At 58.8% G+C, this 16,871-nt stretch carries 17 protein-coding genes and 3 tRNA genes; 12 read left to right on the top strand and 8 right to left on the bottom strand.

Features of this window, described 5'->3' with window-relative positions; all coding sequences use genetic code 11:
• Positions 1-54: 54 nt before the first annotated feature.
• A complete protein-coding gene (locus QKB66_RS10610; protein ID WP_311518604.1) occupies positions 55-654 on the bottom strand; it encodes a single-stranded DNA-binding protein in 600 nt (199 codons plus the stop codon).
• Between the two features lie 261 nt (positions 655-915).
• Positions 916-3,036, bottom strand: a complete 2,121-nt coding sequence (locus QKB66_RS10605; protein WP_414253259.1) for a cytochrome c oxidase assembly protein — start codon at positions 3,034-3,036, stop codon at positions 916-918.
• Positions 3,037-3,111: 75 nt separating this feature from the next.
• Between QKB66_RS10605 and QKB66_RS10600 the strand changes: the two genes are divergently transcribed.
• From QKB66_RS10600 to QKB66_RS10590, 3 genes are all read left to right on the top strand, one after another.
• Positions 3,112-4,077: a LysR family transcriptional regulator gene (locus QKB66_RS10600; RefSeq protein WP_248092950.1), complete on the top strand. Its 966-nt coding sequence runs from the start codon at positions 3,112-3,114 to the stop codon at positions 4,075-4,077.
• A gap of 56 nt (positions 4,078-4,133) precedes the next feature.
• Positions 4,134-4,207, top strand: a tRNA-Arg gene (locus QKB66_RS10595).
• A gap of 102 nt (positions 4,208-4,309) precedes the next feature.
• A complete protein-coding gene (locus QKB66_RS10590) occupies positions 4,310-4,972 on the top strand; it encodes a hypothetical protein (protein WP_414253258.1) in 663 nt (220 codons plus the stop codon).
• 3 nt (positions 4,973-4,975) lie between these two features.
• On the opposite strand, the gene QKB66_RS10585 is transcribed toward QKB66_RS10590, so the two are convergent.
• A complete protein-coding gene (locus tag QKB66_RS10585) occupies positions 4,976-5,161 on the bottom strand; it encodes a PspC domain-containing protein (RefSeq protein WP_414253257.1) in 186 nt (61 codons plus the stop codon).
• A 146-nt stretch (positions 5,162-5,307) separates the two neighbouring features.
• On the opposite strand from QKB66_RS10585, the gene cmrA reads away from it, so the two are divergent.
• A complete protein-coding gene (gene cmrA, locus QKB66_RS10580) occupies positions 5,308-6,120 on the top strand; it encodes a mycolate reductase (RefSeq protein WP_414253256.1) in 813 nt (270 codons plus the stop codon).
• A gap of 40 nt (positions 6,121-6,160) precedes the next feature.
• On the opposite strand, the gene QKB66_RS10575 is transcribed toward cmrA, so the two are convergent.
• The gene (locus QKB66_RS10575) at positions 6,161-7,672 is read right to left on the bottom strand and encodes an alanine/glycine:cation symporter family protein (protein ID WP_414253255.1); all 1,512 of its coding nucleotides are present in this window, start codon (positions 7,670-7,672) and stop codon (positions 6,161-6,163) included.
• A gap of 332 nt (positions 7,673-8,004) precedes the next feature.
• Here QKB66_RS10575 and orn point away from each other — a divergent pair, with 332 nt between their 5' ends.
• The 4 genes from orn (at position 8,005) to crtI (ending at position 11,380) form a co-directional block, all read left to right on the top strand.
• A complete protein-coding gene (gene orn, locus QKB66_RS10570) occupies positions 8,005-8,637 on the top strand; it encodes an oligoribonuclease (RefSeq protein WP_248092946.1) in 633 nt (210 codons plus the stop codon).
• 50 nt (positions 8,638-8,687) lie between these two features.
• Positions 8,688-8,760 (top strand) — tRNA-His (locus QKB66_RS10565).
• A gap of 92 nt (positions 8,761-8,852) precedes the next feature.
• A complete protein-coding gene (locus QKB66_RS10560) occupies positions 8,853-9,749 on the top strand; it encodes a phytoene/squalene synthase family protein (protein WP_311518570.1) in 897 nt (298 codons plus the stop codon).
• Positions 9,749-11,380, top strand: a complete 1,632-nt coding sequence (gene crtI / locus QKB66_RS10555) for a phytoene desaturase family protein (protein ID WP_414253254.1) — start codon at positions 9,749-9,751, stop codon at positions 11,378-11,380. Before QKB66_RS10560 ends, crtI begins: the two co-directional genes overlap by 1 nt.
• 9 nt (positions 11,381-11,389) lie before the next feature.
• On the opposite strand, the gene QKB66_RS10550 is transcribed toward crtI, so the two are convergent.
• Positions 11,390-12,610 (bottom strand): L,D-transpeptidase, encoded by a 1,221-nt coding sequence (locus QKB66_RS10550; RefSeq protein WP_414253253.1) that lies wholly within the window; start codon positions 12,608-12,610, stop codon positions 11,390-11,392.
• 285 nt (positions 12,611-12,895) lie between these two features.
• On the opposite strand from QKB66_RS10550, the gene QKB66_RS10545 reads away from it, so the two are divergent.
• A tRNA-Lys gene (locus tag QKB66_RS10545) sits at positions 12,896-12,968 on the top strand.
• 271 nt (positions 12,969-13,239) lie between these two features.
• On the opposite strand, the gene QKB66_RS10540 is transcribed toward QKB66_RS10545, so the two are convergent.
• Positions 13,240-14,517, bottom strand: a complete 1,278-nt coding sequence (locus tag QKB66_RS10540; RefSeq protein ID WP_248092942.1) for a glutaminase — start codon at positions 14,515-14,517, stop codon at positions 13,240-13,242.
• A gap of 35 nt (positions 14,518-14,552) precedes the next feature.
• Between QKB66_RS10540 and QKB66_RS10535 the strand changes: the two genes are divergently transcribed.
• Entirely contained in the window at positions 14,553-15,116 is a 564-nt protein-coding gene (locus QKB66_RS10535) for an isochorismatase family protein (RefSeq protein ID WP_414253252.1), read from the top strand.
• Between the two features lie 22 nt (positions 15,117-15,138).
• Here QKB66_RS10535 and QKB66_RS10530 read toward each other — a convergent pair whose 3' ends face one another.
• A complete protein-coding gene (locus QKB66_RS10530; protein ID WP_061924326.1) occupies positions 15,139-15,417 on the bottom strand; it encodes a DUF3618 domain-containing protein in 279 nt (92 codons plus the stop codon).
• 118 nt (positions 15,418-15,535) lie between these two features.
• Between QKB66_RS10530 and bcp the strand changes: the two genes are divergently transcribed.
• On the top strand, positions 15,536-16,006 hold the full coding sequence (bcp, locus tag QKB66_RS10525; RefSeq protein WP_414253251.1) for a thioredoxin-dependent thiol peroxidase: 471 nt from the start codon (positions 15,536-15,538) through the stop codon (positions 16,004-16,006).
• A gap of 8 nt (positions 16,007-16,014) precedes the next feature.
• On the top strand, positions 16,015-16,647 hold the full coding sequence (locus QKB66_RS10520) for a TetR/AcrR family transcriptional regulator (protein WP_248092940.1): 633 nt from the start codon (positions 16,015-16,017) through the stop codon (positions 16,645-16,647).
• Between the two features lie 54 nt (positions 16,648-16,701).
• On the opposite strand, the gene QKB66_RS10515 is transcribed toward QKB66_RS10520, so the two are convergent.
• The gene (locus QKB66_RS10515; protein ID WP_399531110.1) at positions 16,702-16,863 is read right to left on the bottom strand and encodes a hypothetical protein; all 162 of its coding nucleotides are present in this window, start codon (positions 16,861-16,863) and stop codon (positions 16,702-16,704) included.
• Positions 16,864-16,871: the final 8 nt, after the last annotated feature.

Raw genomic sequence — 16,871 nt, 5'->3', positions numbered from 1 at the left:
CTCGCTTTGCACCTCCCCGGGGCGCCCAGGTCGCAGGCACCCACGAGGCGGTGCTTAGCTGCCTACCGATTGTTCGGCGGGCGCCTCGGCCTCCTCGAATGTCTCCTCGGCTGCATTCGCCTTACTATGCGCAGCTTGACGGCGGTCGGCTGCGGTGTCGTGCTTATCGTCATGGTCTTGGGCGCCGGCACCTGCGGCCATCGACTCCGTCCTGTCCACATCGACTTCCGGCATCGTCTCGCCCGAAGCAGGTGCCTCCAATCCGTCGGTTTCATAAACGCGCTCGAGCTTGCGGGAGGAGATAACGTAGCGGTTTAGGTCTAGGCCGACATAGAAAGCCTTGATAAAGGTGCGGAACCTATTCTGGCCGTCGGGCGCCAGCCAGGAATCGGAGCAGACCGAGCCGACCACGATGACCGGCATTCCGCGGTGCAATGACTTCTTAACGTTGATCGCGAACTGACCCCACAGCTCCACGTCGATGTAGATGAGGTCGGTATCGCGCCACTCGCGGACTCCGTTGTCCGCATTATCCACCGGGATGCGGCGGGAGGATGCCACGCGCAGGCGCGCCTTGTACATGTCGGCGTTGACTTTGATGAGCTCGGGTTCGTGCGTGAGGTGTCCTGTGATGGTGATTGGTAGCTGAGACATGTGCTTTAGAAAATCCTTTGCTGAGCTAGCGAACTTATGAGTGCAGGTCTTCCTGCCTCGCGGTGTTTTAAGGAGGTCGTGTAAATGCCTTCCTTGCTCGAATCATCGCTAGCGTCCTAGCACTGTCACAAGGGCCAATTTTCCTAGCTGTGGATAACTTGTTGGAAGCGTCAACAAAAGTTAATCTCCTGCCCGAAGCGGCAGGGGATCTATCCACAAAAAGAACTTCGCTCAGAAAAATAACCGGCTCTACTGCAACGATTACTGCTGCCGGAATCCAGTGGCGTCGCCCTCGCTCATGCGGCGCAACATTTCGTTGTAATCCTCCAGCTCCGCATCGCCGTCGACCTCTGCCTTTGCATCGTGGCGGCGAGCGGTAGCACGGTCATCGCGCAGCCAGTCCAAAAAGAGTTTGCCAAAGACGATGACCAACGGGAACTGGCCAAAGCCCCACGCGATGCCGCCGCCCACGCGCTGATCCTGCAGCAAGTCCGGGTGCCACGGCAGCCCCAGCGACTCATAAAACTCCACGCCGAGAACGCTCTGCAGCTGCATCAAGTAGACGCCGGCGAAAAGGTGCAGCGGCATCGAGAAGAACAACACCAGAAGGCGCAGGTTAGTCGGCGCGCGGAACGGCAGCGGATCCGGGCCGATAACCTCCCAGTAATAGATATAGCCCGAGACCAAGAAGACCCAGTTCATGATTACGTGGCCGGCATGCTCAGAAACCGCGAACTGATACAACTCCGGATAAAGGTAGAGCACGTACAAAAAGGTCAGGAACTGAATCAGATTGACCGCCGGATGGGTAAGAAACTTCAAAAGCTTCGACTTAGTTACCGCCACCGCCAAGTCATGGACAGTGGGACGCCCCGGCGCGCCGGGCTCAAAGGCCTCCATCACCAAGGTCAGCGGTGCGCCGAGCACGAGGAAGAGCGGAACCGCCATGGAAAGGAGCATATGTCCCAGCATGTGCATGGAATAAAGCGCCGGGATATAAAGGCCGATGCCCGAGCTCATGATGAAGGTCAGGCCTAAGGCGCCCAGCATAAACCAGGTGGTTCGGGCCCGCGACCAATTAAGGCCGCGGCGGCGCAGGCGCAGCAGCGCGTAACCATAGGCGGCAGCAAGCACAAGCCCCAAAGTGCCAAACATGAGGTCGTAGCGGTACATAGTCCAGACATTGGTCACCGTCGGGGCGTCGAGAAGCTCGTAGCCCAAGAGCACCTGCATGTTGTTCAGGTTCGGATCGCGCGGCGGCGGGGGCGGCGTGCGGCCCATGGAAATAGCCACGCCCACTGTGGCTGCCATAACGAGGATCTCCACGAATGCGACGCGGCGGAAAAGCAGCGGACGGCGCTCCAGCTGCGGCATGGTGATCTGGCGATGCGCTAGTCCAAAGACGGCAAGCAGGACAGTAAGTACCGCCTTGGCGACGATGATGAGGCCATAGCGGGTGCTAAACAGGTCTGCTAGCTCAACGCGGATGAGCGCATTAATCACGCCAGAGGCGGCCATAGCCACGATGGAGATGAAAGCAACCACCGAGTATCGGCGCACGGCCGTAGGCATGCCTGGGCCCAGACGGCGACTATGGGCTATAAGCCCCAGCAATCCGCCCACCCAAAGCACCATGAAGAAAAGGTGGAAAAGCAGGGAGTTCGTGCCGTAATCATGGTCGCCGCCGGAAGCAGAGTGACCTTCCATGCCGAGGGGCACAATCTGCATGAGCGCGAAGAAAAACGCAATGGGCTGCAGGGACCATTTCTTAGAAACCAGGCCCAGCACGCCGGCGACAACCGCGAGGGCGGCTGTGACCAACCAGGCCTGGGAGGTGGAAATGCTATCCAGCGCCATGCCCATCAGCTGCGGGTTGAGGACTTTAAGGAAAGGCGTGCCCGTCAGATCGGACATAACCAGCGGCACTTCCAGCAGAGATACCACTACCACGCCAAAAGCCGCCAGGGCGCCGGTGCGGGCGGCAATGTGTCCATCGACGCTTAAGCGCGACTCAATGAGACGATCATTGTCTTTCTCAGGAATTTGCGGCGCAACGAGAAAGGCTGAAACCATGTACGAGCCCACCGACAGCGCCATTAAAATCCAGGCGACGCCGCGGAAAAATGGCAGGCCGAATGTGGTCAAACGCCCCGGATCGGGAATGCCCAATGCCGCGAGCGACTCCGCCAGAAAGAACAGGGAAATAACGCCAGCAACCAGCCCGGCAACGATAAGAGCCGCGAGATTGACCGTTGTAGCACCTTTGGCGCCACGCTTTCCACCTTTGAAAACTGTGTTCTTGGACGCAGCGCCCTGCGCCGGCGAAACCGTTGCCGAAGCCGCGCGAGCCGCTGAGCTGGCAGTTTCTTCCCGTTTTTCCATAGGCGCAGTCTACCGCCCAAACCGTCTTCTTACCTAAAACAAATAATCTTTTAAGTTCTGGCATAATTATTCGTTATGGATTCACGCCAGCTACTCTACTTTCGTTCCGTAGTGGACTACGGATCTTTCACTCATGCGGCTGAAGCTCTAGACATGACTCAGCCTTCTCTAAGTCTCTCTATCCGTAAGCTCGAAAAGGAGCTTGACGTTCAGCTCCTGACCCGCGGCCGCGCTGGTGTTAAGACCACCGAAGCGGGCGACTACCTCTATTCCATCGCCGCGAAGATGAACACCCTGCTTAGCGACGCCGCGCAGCACATCACCGAGATCGCCAGCGGCACCGCCGGCAGCGTCTCTATCGCGTCTGCGCCGGAGTTCAACTGGCTGTTTATGCCAGAGGTTCTTCACCGCATGGTGGATCGCGCCCCTGATGTCAACATCTTCTTGGACGATCCGGAACCGACCATAACCCTGCGCCGCGTCCTCGAAGGCTCCATCGACCTAGGCCTGATGCCTTCGACTGACCCACGCGCATTTGCCCAGCGTTACCACGACGAGCTGAACGTCCATGTAGCCAGCGAGATGGAATTCCGCGTCGCCGTACCGGATCGCCTCCAGCACCTGCCCAACCCTGTTTCCCTTCACGACATCGCGGAAGAAACGTGGATCCTGCCTCCGCGCAACCCTGAATTCGTTGGCCTTCCTGAGCTGCTGGACCAGGTCTTTGCCAAGCACCCGGACGCCGTCCCTAGCCGCGTCCAAGAAATCTCTACCCTCCAGACCGGCCTCCCGCTGGTTTCCGGCGGCATCGGTGTGTGCCTTGTCCCGAGCTCGGCGCAAGCGCTCAACCACCGCGGCATTCACCTCCGCGAGATTGCAGAGGGCATCCCACCGATGCAGTCCCTGCTCATCTACCGCCGCGACCGCGACCTTTCCCCTGCCGCCAACCAGCTGGTAGATCTCATCCTTTCCGTAGGCGGCGAGAGCGAAGAAACCCTTCTTCACAAGTCCGCCCACTCGGCAGAAGAGGACAAGGCTTAAGACGCTAAGCCCTACTTTTAGTACGCGAGGCTGGCTGATCTAAGATGAAGGCCTAAGCCTCCATAGCTCAGCGGATTAGAGCAGTGGGTTTCTACCCCATGTGTCGCGGGTTCGAGTCCTGCTGGGGGCACCGCCGAAAAGGCCACTTTACTGGGAAGTTTCTTCCACAGATTGGTGGCCTTTTCTTTGGTTTTATCGGTCTGGCTTAGTAAGCGCGCCTAAAATGACAAGCATGGATATCACGCTGGCCACCTTCGTCACTGCCCCAGAAGAAGCGCTCATCGGCATGCGTTTTGCCAACGCATGGGCGCCTTCGCCGGAATACGCACAATCGCGCAATTCCGTTCTGACCGGCCAGTATCCGCAGCGCGGCGCCACGACCCGCATCACCGATATCTTCCGCGAGGCCGGCTATCTCATCAGCGAGGACATCGACTCGGCCCCCGGTACTGCTGAGCAGCCTGTGTTCCGGCTGCTCGAGGAACCTGCGGAGCCGGCGCGGTTGCGCGCCGTCGCCAAGCACAGCGTCCTTGCTGTGTGTTCCTTAAGCGGCGGGCCCTCGCCGATGTCGCTGTCGTGGCCAGGTGTTACGGATCAAAAACTGGTGGAGCCGTGCCTAGAGCTAGTCTCCCCGATGGACCTGGCGCCGACGCTTGCCGCCATCGCAGGCCTTGATGTACGCCCGAATGCGCAACTTTCCTTCGACGGCCTCAACCTCGTTCCCGTCGTGCGCTATGGCGCTTCCGGGCACGCGGCGTTGTTCTTCGACAATGGCGTGCGCATGCAGGACGCGGTGCTTATCGACGACGTCGCCAGCCCCGCACGCCACGCAGCCAGGCTCCGCGATGAATGGGAAACCTGGCATAGGTTCATGGGCTTTGGGCCACTGCAGTAGGGCTTAGCTACCTACCGGCATCACAACCCACAGGATGAGATAAGCCAGCACACCGGAAAAGCCTGCCAAAGTGGCAACAACGAAGAGGACGCGCACCAACGTGGGATCCAGGTTGTAGGTCTGAGCAATGCCGCCACACACACCTCCGATGTAGCAATCCGTGCTCGAGCGGGTCAAACGGTTATTCACGATTGTCCTTTCTTCTTAGTGTGTACCTTCCATTAAAGCCTCTCAGCAGGCCACACGCATCAGGTAGAACCCCGAGAATCACCCTGATATTTTGCTTTCGTCTACGCTGGTTGAAAACTTCTTTTCGGCGAAAGGACACAATCACAATGGCTAAAAACGCAGGTCTTCCCGCACCCACCCGCAATTCCTATGCGCTACTTACTGGCGCTAGCCAGGGCATCGGCGAGGCGATGGCGCGCGATCTCGCCGCCCGCGGTTATAACGTCATTTTGGTGGCGCGCCGTCAGGAAGTCCTCGAGCGCATCGCAGATGAACTGAAGACGAAGCACGAGATCGATGCGATCGCTCTGGCCGCCGACTTAGCAAAGGAAGCCGACGTCGACCGCGTCATCGAGTTCATGGCCAGCAAAGAGATTTCCATCACCGTCAACTCCGCGGGCATCGCCAGCTTTGGTAAATTCATGGACCAGGACTGGGACTATGAGAACAAGCAATTCGATCTCAACGGCAAGGCCGTGCACCGCCTGACCCGCGCCGCTTTGGACCAGATGCTGCCGCGTCGCTCCGGCGCTATCTGCAACGTTGGTTCTGCAGCGGGCAACGTTTCGATTCCGAACAACGCCACCTATGTATTTACAAAGGCAGGCGTCAACGCTTTCACCGAGGCGTTGCACTACGAGCTCAAAGGCTCTGGCGTCAGCTGCACCTTGCTAGCCCCCGGCCCGGTGCGCGATGCCGTCATCCCGGAAGAGGAGCAGTCCATCGTAGATAAGGTAGTTCCTGACTTCCTATGGACCACCTACGAGTCCTGCTCCGCAGAGACCCTAGAGGCTATGGCACGCAACCAGCGCCGCGTGGTGCCGGGCCCGCTGTCGAAGGCCATGAATACGCTTGGCCAAATCATCCCTACCCCGATTGCCGCACCGCTCATCGGCAGCTTCTACTCAAAGATGGCCTAAGGCACTCCCACTCTTTCCGCGAGCCTGCTTTTGGTGTGCCTTACTCGGCTGCAGAGGAAGAGCGAGCGTTCTTGCGCTCTACCCAGAAGTCGGCGTTCTTGATGCCCAGAGCTTCAGGGTCGAAGACCGGATCCTTGCCAGCCTTCTTCTGCGCGCTGTAGTCCTTGAGGCACTTGAGTGCCGGGACCTGGAGGAAGAGGACGGCGATGATGTTAAGCCATGCGGTGGCGCCCACTCCGATGTCGCCCAATGCCCATGCGGAGCCCGGGGTGGTGGTGGCACCAATGATGACGGAGATGATGATGAGGACGCGCAGGACCCACACCAGCGCGCGCCGTGCGCCAGCATTCTTGATCCAGCGGTTGAAGTAGGTGAGGTTGGTCTCTGCCATGTAGTAGTAAGCCAGAACGGTGGTGAAGGCGAAGAACGCGATAGCAATTGCCACGAAGGAAGCGCCGACACCGTTGAATATCGAGTCCATACCAGATTGAACGAAGCCTGGGCCGACCTCAATGCCATCCGGCAGGGAGCCGGCGTAGCGAACGGCGCCGTCCTCGGACTCGCCTTCGAAGACCTTGTACATGTCAGTGGAGATGATGATGAAGGCGGTGGCCGAGCAGACGAAGAGGGTATCGACGTAGACGGCGAATGCTTGGACGAAGCCCTGCTTTGCTGGGTGGGAAACCTCAGCAGCTGCTGCCGACTGCGGGCCGGTGCCCTGGCCTGCCTCGTTAGAGTAGATACCGCGCTTTACGCCCCACATGATTGCAGAGCCCAGCATGCCCGCGAATCCTGCTTCCATGTCAAATGCAGACTTGACGATGAGGCCAAAAACGTGTGGGATGTCGCCGAAGTTCATGAACAGGATGGTCAACGCGATGATGATATAAGCGCCTGCCATGAATGGAACGATGAGCGAGGTAAAGTTAGCGATACGCTTGACGCCGCCGATGATGATGAAGGCCAAGACGCCAGCCAAGATGACTGCGGACCAAGTGACGTTGACGCCCCAGGCGTTCTCCACTGCAGCGGCCACACCGTTGGCCTGGATGCCTGGGAGGAAGTAGCTGGTAGCCAGAATCATGGAGACAGCGAAGATGACGCCGTAGACCAGCATGAACGGGCCCACAGAGGTGTGGCGGTAAGCCTTTTCGATGTAGTACGCCGGGCCACCACGGTACTCGCCGGTGTCCTGATCCTTTTCCTTGTAGACCTGGGCGAGAGTACATTCCACGAATGAGGTAGCGGACCCCAACAGCGACACCGCCCACATCCAGAAGACAGCACCTGGGCCACCGAAGGCGATCGCCGTGGCAACACCGGCAATGTTGCCGACGCCGACGCGACCGGCGAGCGAAATCATCAGGGACTGGAAAGAAGAAACACCGGAGTCTGACTTCTCGCCGTTCTTCAGCTGCGCAATCATGTCGGGAATACAGCGAATCTGCAATCCCTTGGTCACGATCGTGAAGTAGACACCGGCGCCCAAGCACAGGAACACGAGTGCTGGGGACCAAATGAGGGAGTTGAGAGCATCCAAGAACCCGGCCATATGAGGGAACCTACTTTCTAAAATTGTGAGCTCTAACATAGAAGGTGACATAAAGAATCATGCACTACTTCAATCGAAGTTTGTGAGGATAATCACGAAAATGTTTTGGAAGAATCTAATTCTTCACATTACCTGTCGGTTGACCGAAATTTAATGCACAGCTCAAGAACCGTCAATACCACTAACGCAAACCATTTAGAAAAACTGAACTATCTGTACCAAAACACACCCTTTGCCTACCCCCACCACACCTGCCACGCCGGTGGATTGAGTCAGACAGTGGGAAGGGAGGCGTCGACAAGCGCGGCTCTAGGAGGACTAAGGTTAAACCCATGACTGACATCGCCCCGAAGAATGACCGACTCGTCTGGATTGACTTGGAGATGACCGGGCTCGACCCGAAGCGCCACGTCATCGTGGAGGTGGCCGCCATCATCACTGATGGCAACCTCAACGTCATTGGTGAGGGAATCGACCTAGTGGTCCATGCCACGGAAGCGGAGCTCGCTGAGATGGATGACTTTGTCACCAACATGCACGCCAACTCCGGCCTGGATAAGGAAATCCGCGAATCCACCACCACTCTGCGGGAAGCCGAAGACGCCGTCTTGGCGCTCATCGCTGAGCACTGCGACCCCGAGCATCCCGCTCCCCTGGCAGGCAACTCGATTGCCACGGACCGCACCTTCATCCGCGCCTACATGCCGCGCTTGGATGAAGCGCTGCACTACCGCATGATTGACGTTTCCACCATCAAGGAGCTCAGCCGCCGTTGGTTCCCGCGCGCTTATTACAACCAGCCAGACAAGGGTATGGCGCACCGCGCGCTCCAGGACATCATCGAGTCCATCCGCGAGCTGGACTACTACCGCCGCAGCGTCTTCCGCACCGACGAGGGCCCCTCTTCCGAGGAAGCAGCCGAAGCAAAGGCAACAACGACCGCCGATTACCAGGCGTTTTTGTAATTTACGCGGCGTGAGTTAATCTTATCCGTGCTGCTTTTAAGGCAGCGATGGTGGCTGTAGTTCAGCTGGTAGAGCACCAGGTTGTGATCCTGGGTGTCGCGGGTTCGAGCCCCGTCAGCCACCCCGATGAGGGCCCTAACCTGTTATTTTTTCAGGTTAGGGCCCTATACTTTTCTCGCGCTATTTTTTAGCCCCGTGGATTAAGGTGGCCGATTGTGTTTGGGATTTCTCGCTTCCCCACTCAGCCTTTGCCACGCTATGACCAAAGTGCCCAAAGAGCCGCAGCACAAATCATCGCGGCCTATTCCACGAGCTTTTCCTTTGCCTCCGAGCTGCTCGCTCCCCGCACGCGCACCGATATCCGCAATCTTTATGCCGTGGTGCGCATAGCGGATGAAATCGTCGACGGCGCCGCAGCCGCCGCGGGCCTTAACACAACAGAAGTCGAGCAGACCCTCAATGCATACGAAGAGGCGGTTCTGTGCGCACCTTCGCAACGCTTTCACACCGATCCTGTGCTGCATGCCTATGGCATTTCCGCCAGGCGTTGCGGGTTCAAGAATGAGCACATTCGGGCCTTCTTCGCGTCGATGCGCCGCGACCTTCACCAGTGCGACTACGCCGACGAGAAAGATCTCGAGGCCTATATCTACGGCTCCGCGGAGGTCATTGGGCTTTTGTGCCTGTCTGCTTTCTTGGTAGATCATCCAGTTTCTGACCCCGAGCTGAGCCAGCTCGAGACGGGTGCACGGCGCCTCGGCGCCGCCTTTCAGAAGGTCAACTTTTTACGCGACCTCGGCGCGGATACCGCACAGCTTGGCCGCAGCTACTTCCCGCAGGCAGGGCACGGCGGATTGAGCGCGCAGGACAAAGACCTACTCATCGCTGATATCCGCAGCGATCTCGCCACTGCCCGCGCCGTTACCGGCAAGCTTCCATTCTCGGCGCGTGTAGGTGTCAGCGCCGCCACAGACCTTTTTGAGGCCTTGACCAACGACCTTGCAGCACTGCCTGCCGACGCCGTCTTTTCCCAACGCACCCGCGTCAGCACCCCACGCAAGCTAGCGCTTTTAAGCCGCGCCACCTTGCATTCTTTAAGAAAGAGCAACTGATGAAACTGCCCCGCCTTTCTACCATCCGCTCCACCACCGGTACCGGTGCCCGCTCCATCGGGCAGCCCGAGACCGTCATCGTCATCGGGGCAGGCGTCGCCGGCCTTGCCACCGCAGCGTTGCTCGCACGCGGCGGCAAGAAGGTCACCGTGGTGGACAAACTAGAAGAAGTGGGCGGCCGCGCGGGCAGCCTGACAGAAGCGGGCTTTCGTTGGGATACGGGCCCATCCTGGTACCTGATGCCAGAGGCATTCGACCACTTCTTTGAGCTCTGTGGCACGTCCACGCAGGCAGAGCTCGAGCTTATCGATCTCAGCCCCGCCTACCGCATCTACAACGACGATGGTGATTTCCTCGACGTCGAGACCGGCGTTGAGAAAGTCGCCAAACTCTTTGAAACCATCGAGCCCGGCGCCGGCGCCCGCATCCGCGCCTACCTCGCCCAGGCCAGCGACATCTACAACGTGGCACTATCGAAGTTCCTCTACACCACTTTCAGCAGTCCCCGCGAGCTTTTAAGCCCCGCGGTTCGCTCCCGACTAGGTATGCTGGCGCAGCTACTTGTCCGGACCCTGGACAAACATGTGGCGCAGTCCTTTAGCGATTACCGGCTGCGCCAGGTGCTCAGCTATCCGGCGGTGTTCTTATCCAGCGAACCCGCGGCGGCGCCGGCGTTGTACTCGCTGATGAGCCACACGGACTTGGTCGAGGGCGTGCGCTACCCGCTGGGTGGCTTCGACGCGGTGGTGCGCGCCATCGCCAAGCAGGCCCAGCTCGCCGGCGTGCAGTTCCGCTTGGGCGCGGAGGTCACCAGCATCCTCACAGCGGGCGCCTCCCCGCGCGCGACGGGCGTGCGCATCACCGACGCCTCTGGCACGCAAAAGCTGCTTGCCGACGCCGTGGTTTCCGCCGCCGATCTTCACCACACCGAGAACACACTCCTCCCACAACGCCTGCGCACCTACCCGGAAAAGTACTTTGCTGGGCGCGATGCGGGGCTTGGAACCGTGCTGGTGCTGCTCGGAGTGAAGGGCAAGCTTCCGGAGCTTTCACACCACACGTTGTTGTTTAGCAAGGACTGGGCGCCGGACTTCCGCGCGGTCTATCACGGCCCTGAGCCAGCCCGTCCGCTGGACTGTTCGCACTCCATCTATATCTCCAAGACCTCGGCGACGGACCCCGACGTGGCGCCGGAAGGCCACGAGAATCTCTTCGTGCTCATTCCGGTGCCGGCTGATTCCGCGCTGGGACACGGCAACGCCTACCGCGATAGTCCTTCTGCCCACGTGGAGGCCATTGCTGACGCTGCCGTAAAGCAGATTGGGGATTGGGCCGGTATCGCAGACTTGGAAGAACGCATCGTAATCCGCCGCACGCTGGGCCCAGCGGATTTTGCAGAACGCTATCACGCGTGGCGCGGCGGCTCGATCGGCCCGGCGCACACGCTGGCGCAGTCTGCGTTCCTGCGCGGAAAGAACGTCTCTTCCAAGGTTGCCGGGCTTTACTATGCTGGTGCCACGACAGTGCCCGGAGTGGGCGTGCCGATGTGCCTAATTTCCGCCGAGAACGTGCTCAAACGCATGCACGGCGACGCCACGGCGTCACCGCTTAGTTCCTTTTATCCTGCTTGAAGCTCCGCTTTAAGCGTTTGCGTTTGTATTGCCCTTGGACCAAGTCTCCCAGTCCATGTTCCAGTCGCCCAGGCCATCGAATGGGTTGAGCTGCTCACCGCCAGTGTTGAAGACGCGGACGATGTCGCCGCGCTTGACCACAGACTGGAACCACTGCGCAGCCTCCGGGGAGATGTTGATGCAGCCGTGGGACTGGTTGTAGACGCCCTGTGCGCCGATGGACCACGGTGCGGAGTGAACGTAGATGCCGGAGTAGGACATCTGCGTAGCGTAATTGACGGAGGTACGGTAGCCGCCGGCGTCGACAGCCAAGCCAAAGGTGCTGGAGTCCATGACCAACGACTCGTACTCATCGCCGATGATGTAGCGGCCATTCGGAGTATCCCACTGGCCATCGGTGCCCAGGGAAACCGGAATCTCGCGCAGCAGTTGGCCGTTCTTAAATACCTTCATAGTCTTGGTGGCGTTGTCCACTAGGGAAATCACACGGTCACCGATGGTGAAGTTGGTGGAAGCGTCCTCGCCGCCGTAGATGCCGCCGCCAAGGTTGCGGCCGTAGAGATCAACGTTGACCTCAACCTTGGTGCCTGGCTGCCAGTAATCCTTCGGACGCCAGCGCACTTCCTGGTCATTGATCCAGTAGAAGGCGCCTTCAACCTCTGGGGTGGTCTTGACGGTGATTGCTTCCTCGGCAGCCTTGCGGTCGGTGACGTAGTTGCCAAAGCGCACGCCGATGACCTGGCCAACGCCTACTTCGGCGCCCGGCATCGGGGAAAGCGCAACCTCAGAGACACCCGCCGCCTGTGGGGTGCTGAAGGTGATGGTCTTTTCGTTTCCATCAACGTCGGCGGCTTGGATTGTGTAGGTGTGGTTATAGCCCAGAACCTCATCGGTGGACCAGGTCTTCGCGTCAGAAGAAAGCTTTTCTGCAACCTCAACACCAAGCTCATTGGTCATGGTGACAGACTTCAGCTTCCCCTCGGTCTTTACCGTGACGAACTCGGAAGGATCGACGTCTTTAGCACCGTTTTTAACGGAGAACTGCAAATCCTTTACCTTTGGCGCTTGCGACTGCTCTGCACCACCCTGGCTGCCATCAGCGGAAGCAGCTTGTTCAGCGGCCTTATCTTGAGCGGAAGAATCAATGGTGCACGCTGCCGCAACCGTGGCTGTTAGGGCTAGAGCGGTAGCGGCAAGGACGCGACGAGCGAGAGGGAGGGAATTAAACACTTGGGCCCTTTAATATTTGCGCATATAAGACGGTCAGAATTTCTCAATTAGCGTATATCGCACACCTTCAAAACACCACACGGCGCTTCACGCGTTAATCAATTGTTATAAGAAGAACACCCCTGCCCCACCCACCTTCTTCGACGGCGGATCTTGAAGCCCTATAAACCATCATAAAACGCCCTAAAAACACACAATGGCCTGGCGATTTTACAGTTTTGAATAGTGGGTGTTAAAGTTATTTCTCGTTGCACGGCAGGCAAACAAACCAGCCAGACAACATAAGCGCCATTAGCTCAATTGGCAGAGCAACTGACTCTTAATCAGTGGGTTCGGGGTTCAAGTCCCTGATGGCGCACAATACAGAATCTCGCGGTTTCCTTTCACGGAGGCCGCGAGATTTTTTATTCCGGAAACGCCCTTAACCTTCGCCGGAATCGGCCACCCGCCTGGACTCCAAAAGCCGGCAAACCTAGATGGTGAGGTCGATTTTCCAAATGGTGAGGAAAGGATGGTGAGGTCAGCCGTCACCAGCCCCACCAGTTAACACGCGCCCCATTGGCCGCGGGGTGACCTCACCATTTGTCACTGCGGGCACAGGAGGGGGCAGCACCACGCCACAGAAAGCGTTAGATTGGCTCGCCCGCAATCTGATAGTCCTCCGGGTCGCCAACTGGAACCTCGGTGCCGTCAGACATCTTGAGGTCCTCGAGCTCCTGGTCTGGGTCGACCAGCTCGATGTCGAAGCCCGACTCGCGGATGCGGCGCAGGCCCTCCTTCAACATGCGGCGCCCCATGCGGTTAGTCGCGGTGACGTTGGAAAGCTCCAAGACCACTTTGGCGGTGCTCAGGTCATAGCGCTCCAGCTCGTGCAGGACGGTCTCCGCGGCGTTGAAGTTGAGAACGCCCTGCAGGTAGATAACCGTCGCGGTATCTTCGTCCACGATGCGGCGGATTGGCTGCACGCCGTAGCGCTCCTCAGTGGACATCAGGTGCAAACCCATGTCCTTAGACAAAAGCTTGAAGGCTTCCACACCGCGCACGGAGTTGCCCTCCTCATTCAGACGCGGCGAGAAGGTAGCCACACCCAGCTGGCCCGGCAGCGTACCCAGCAGGCCGCCTGCCACGCCCGACTTCGCCGGAATACCAACCTCCGCCATCCAGCGACCCGCGCCGTCGTACATGCCTGCCGAGCTCATCAGCGCCAGCGTGAGGCGGCAAACGTCGGCATCGAGGATCTTGTCATCGGTTATCGGTTGACGGCCGCCGTTAGCCAGCGTCGCAGACATCACCGCGAGGTCTTTGACTGTCACGCGGATAGAGCACTGCCGGGTGTAAGTCAGCACCGCATCGTGGGCTTCATCCTCAATAATGTTGTAATTGCGCAGCATGTGCGCGAGCGCGAGGTTGCGTTCCGCGTTTTCAAGCTCAGAGCCGGAAACGCTTTCGTCAATATGCAGCTCATGGCCCGCCAGACGCGACATGTAGCTGCGGATACGCTCAACACGTTCATCGACGCCCGAGTCCACGCCGTTGATGAGCTGCGTGACCGCAATTGCACCCGCGTTGATCATCGGATTGACTGGGCGGTGGTCGTCGCGGTTCAAAGACAACTCGTTGAAGGCCTCACCGGAAGGCTCCATTCCCACAATCGAGCGCACCGCTTCCAGCCCCAGCTCCTGCAATGCAAGGGCATACACAAAAGGCTTAGAGATGGACTGCATGGTGAACTCGATATCTGCATCGCCTGCCCAATAGACGTGGCCTGTGGTGGTGCACATCGCCGCGCCCAGGTAGTCCGGGTTTGCAACCGCAAGCTCTGGGATATAGTCCGCTACTTTTCCGCGCTCATCATCACGGACATGGTCGAGGATTTCCCGTAAGTAAAAAGGAATTGGTGTTTTCATCTCGCTCTAGCTTACGGATGACTATGCTGGCCCGCATGAACAGCACTCCTCAGGTTCTTGTGATTGTGGACGCACAAAATGGCTTCTGCCCAGGCGGAGCTCTCGCAACGAGTCGCGGCGATGCGGTAGCCCGCGACATCGCAAAGCTTGTGCGTGAAACGTCGTATGACATCATCGCGGCTACGCAAGATTGGCACATCGAGCCGGAGGGGCATTTTGCCACCGAGCCGGATTTCATCGATACCTGGCCGGTGCATTGCGTTGCAGGCAGCCAGGGTGCGGCCATGCACGCTGCGCTTGCCGACGCCCCCATCGACGCCTACTTCCACAAAGGCGCCTACACCGCTGCCTACTCCGGCTTTGAGGCCGAGTGCACCGACGATGGAGCAAGCCTCGCGCAGTGGCTGCGCGACCGTGGCGTAAAGGGCCTCGACATCGTGGGAATCGCCACCGATCACTGCGTGCGCGCCACCGCTCTCGATGCATTAAAAGAGGGCTTTGACGTCAACGTCCTAGAAAATTACTGCGCGCCGGTGAGCGAAGAGCGCGCAAAAAAGACCTTTGCCGAACTGCTAGAGGCAGGAGCAAAGGTCAGCTAAAAGCGGTTAAAACCGCGCCGAGTTAGCGGCGCTCAGCGAGCAGGCGCTGCAGTTCCTTCAGGTCGTTCTTGCGACGCTTGGAACGGAATACAGAAAAAGCGATAAGGCCAGCTACTGCTGCGCCAACGCCGGCGAGTGCCATCTGTACGTTGCGGTCCTGCAGCTTCTCGGTTGCGGCGCCCTTTGCGTCATCAACCAAGTTCTGCGGCTTGCTGCGATCCGCGAGCTCGTCGAGGGTGCTAGCCAGCTGGCGGCGGGTGCGCTCGATGTCGCGCTGAATGTCGTTAATGTCGCGTGCCACGTTGTAACTCCTGAATTTGTTTTCGCATTTATGGCGTTAATGGCTCAGCTTTCACCGAGTCAATCAAAGAATAAGTCTACAGTGTTTGCCCTCCGGTGTGCACGGTATGGTTGAGGGCATGACTGAAGCAAAGCGTTTGGAAATCGGCGATACCGCCCCCACCTTTACTTTGAGCGATGACGAAGGCAACTCCGTCAGCCTTAGCGATTACGCAGGAAAGCGCGTACTAGTGTACTTCTACCCGCGCGCTAATACCCCGGGTTGTACGAAGGAGGCTTGTGACTTCCGGGATGCTCTCGAGCAGCTCAATGGTCTAGACATTGCCGTCGTTGGCATCTCCCCTGATAAGCCAGAGGCCCTGGCCAAGTTCCGCGCAGACCACGAGCTGAACTTCCCGCTGCTTTCAGATCCTGACAAAGAGGTCATGAGCGCATACGGCGCATTTGGTGAGAAGAAGAACTACGGCAAGGTAGTCCAGGGCGTTATCCGCTCCACCTTCTTGGTCGAGGCCGATGGCACCATCGGCCAGGCGCTCTACAACGCCAAGGCCACCGGCCACGTGGCTCGCGTGATGAAGGGTCTTTCCTAAACAAACAGATGAGCACTATGCAGGACACAGAGCTGCTGGTTCCCCGCCGGCGCCCCGCCCAAGCACGCAGCCGCGAGAGGTTCAATCGAATCCTCAAGGCTGCGCGAAGCGTGCTTGTCGACGTCGGCTTTGAGTCCTTCACTTTCGACGAAGTCTCCCGCCGTGCAGAGGTTCCCATCGGCACGCTATATCAATTCTTCGCCAATAAATATGTGCTCATCTGCGAGCTAGACCGCCAAGATACCGCGGGCAACCTAGAGGAAATCCGCCGCTTCTCCGAGCATATCCCGGCCCTGCAGTGGCCGGATTTCTTGGACGAGTTCATCGACCATTTGGCCCGCATGTGGCGTGAGGATCCTTCGCGCCGGGCAGTCTGGCATGCAGTTCAGTCCACCCCTGCCACCCGCGCTACCGCCGCCGATACCGAGCTGCAGATGCTCAGGCCCTTGGCGGATATCTTGGAGCCGCTTGCCCAGCAGATGAGCTATGACGAACGCATCGAGCTTTCCGGTTTCTTGGTGCACACGGTGGTCTCCATGCTCAATTACGCGACTTCGGGGGAGCCGGAGAGCTTTGATGACGTCGTGCGCGAAATCAAGCGCATGCTCATCGCCTATCTCTCTGCTGTAGCGACGAGCTAACCAGCTGAAGCAATCTGCAGCAAGACCGTAGCTGCCGCGTAGTCACCGTCGTGGCTAATGCTCAGCGCGGCGATGTGGACTCGGCTTCGTCGCTGCTACCCGCAACTCCGTGGGGCTAAAGACACCCTCGAAGCGAGTGCCTGGCAGCTCCAGCTGCTGGGCAAACTCGGAGATACAAACGAGGTCCATGCCCACGGCGAAGGTTGCTTGGCTCATGGCCGCTT

Origin of the sequence: Corynebacterium sp. c25Ua_89, assembly GCF_047459735.1 — a bacterium.
GTDB classification, from domain to species: domain Bacteria; phylum Actinomycetota; class Actinomycetes; order Mycobacteriales; family Mycobacteriaceae; genus Corynebacterium; species Corynebacterium simulans.
Note: the sequence above shows the minus strand (reverse complement) of the source record. Positions and strands in the feature narration are given on the sequence as shown.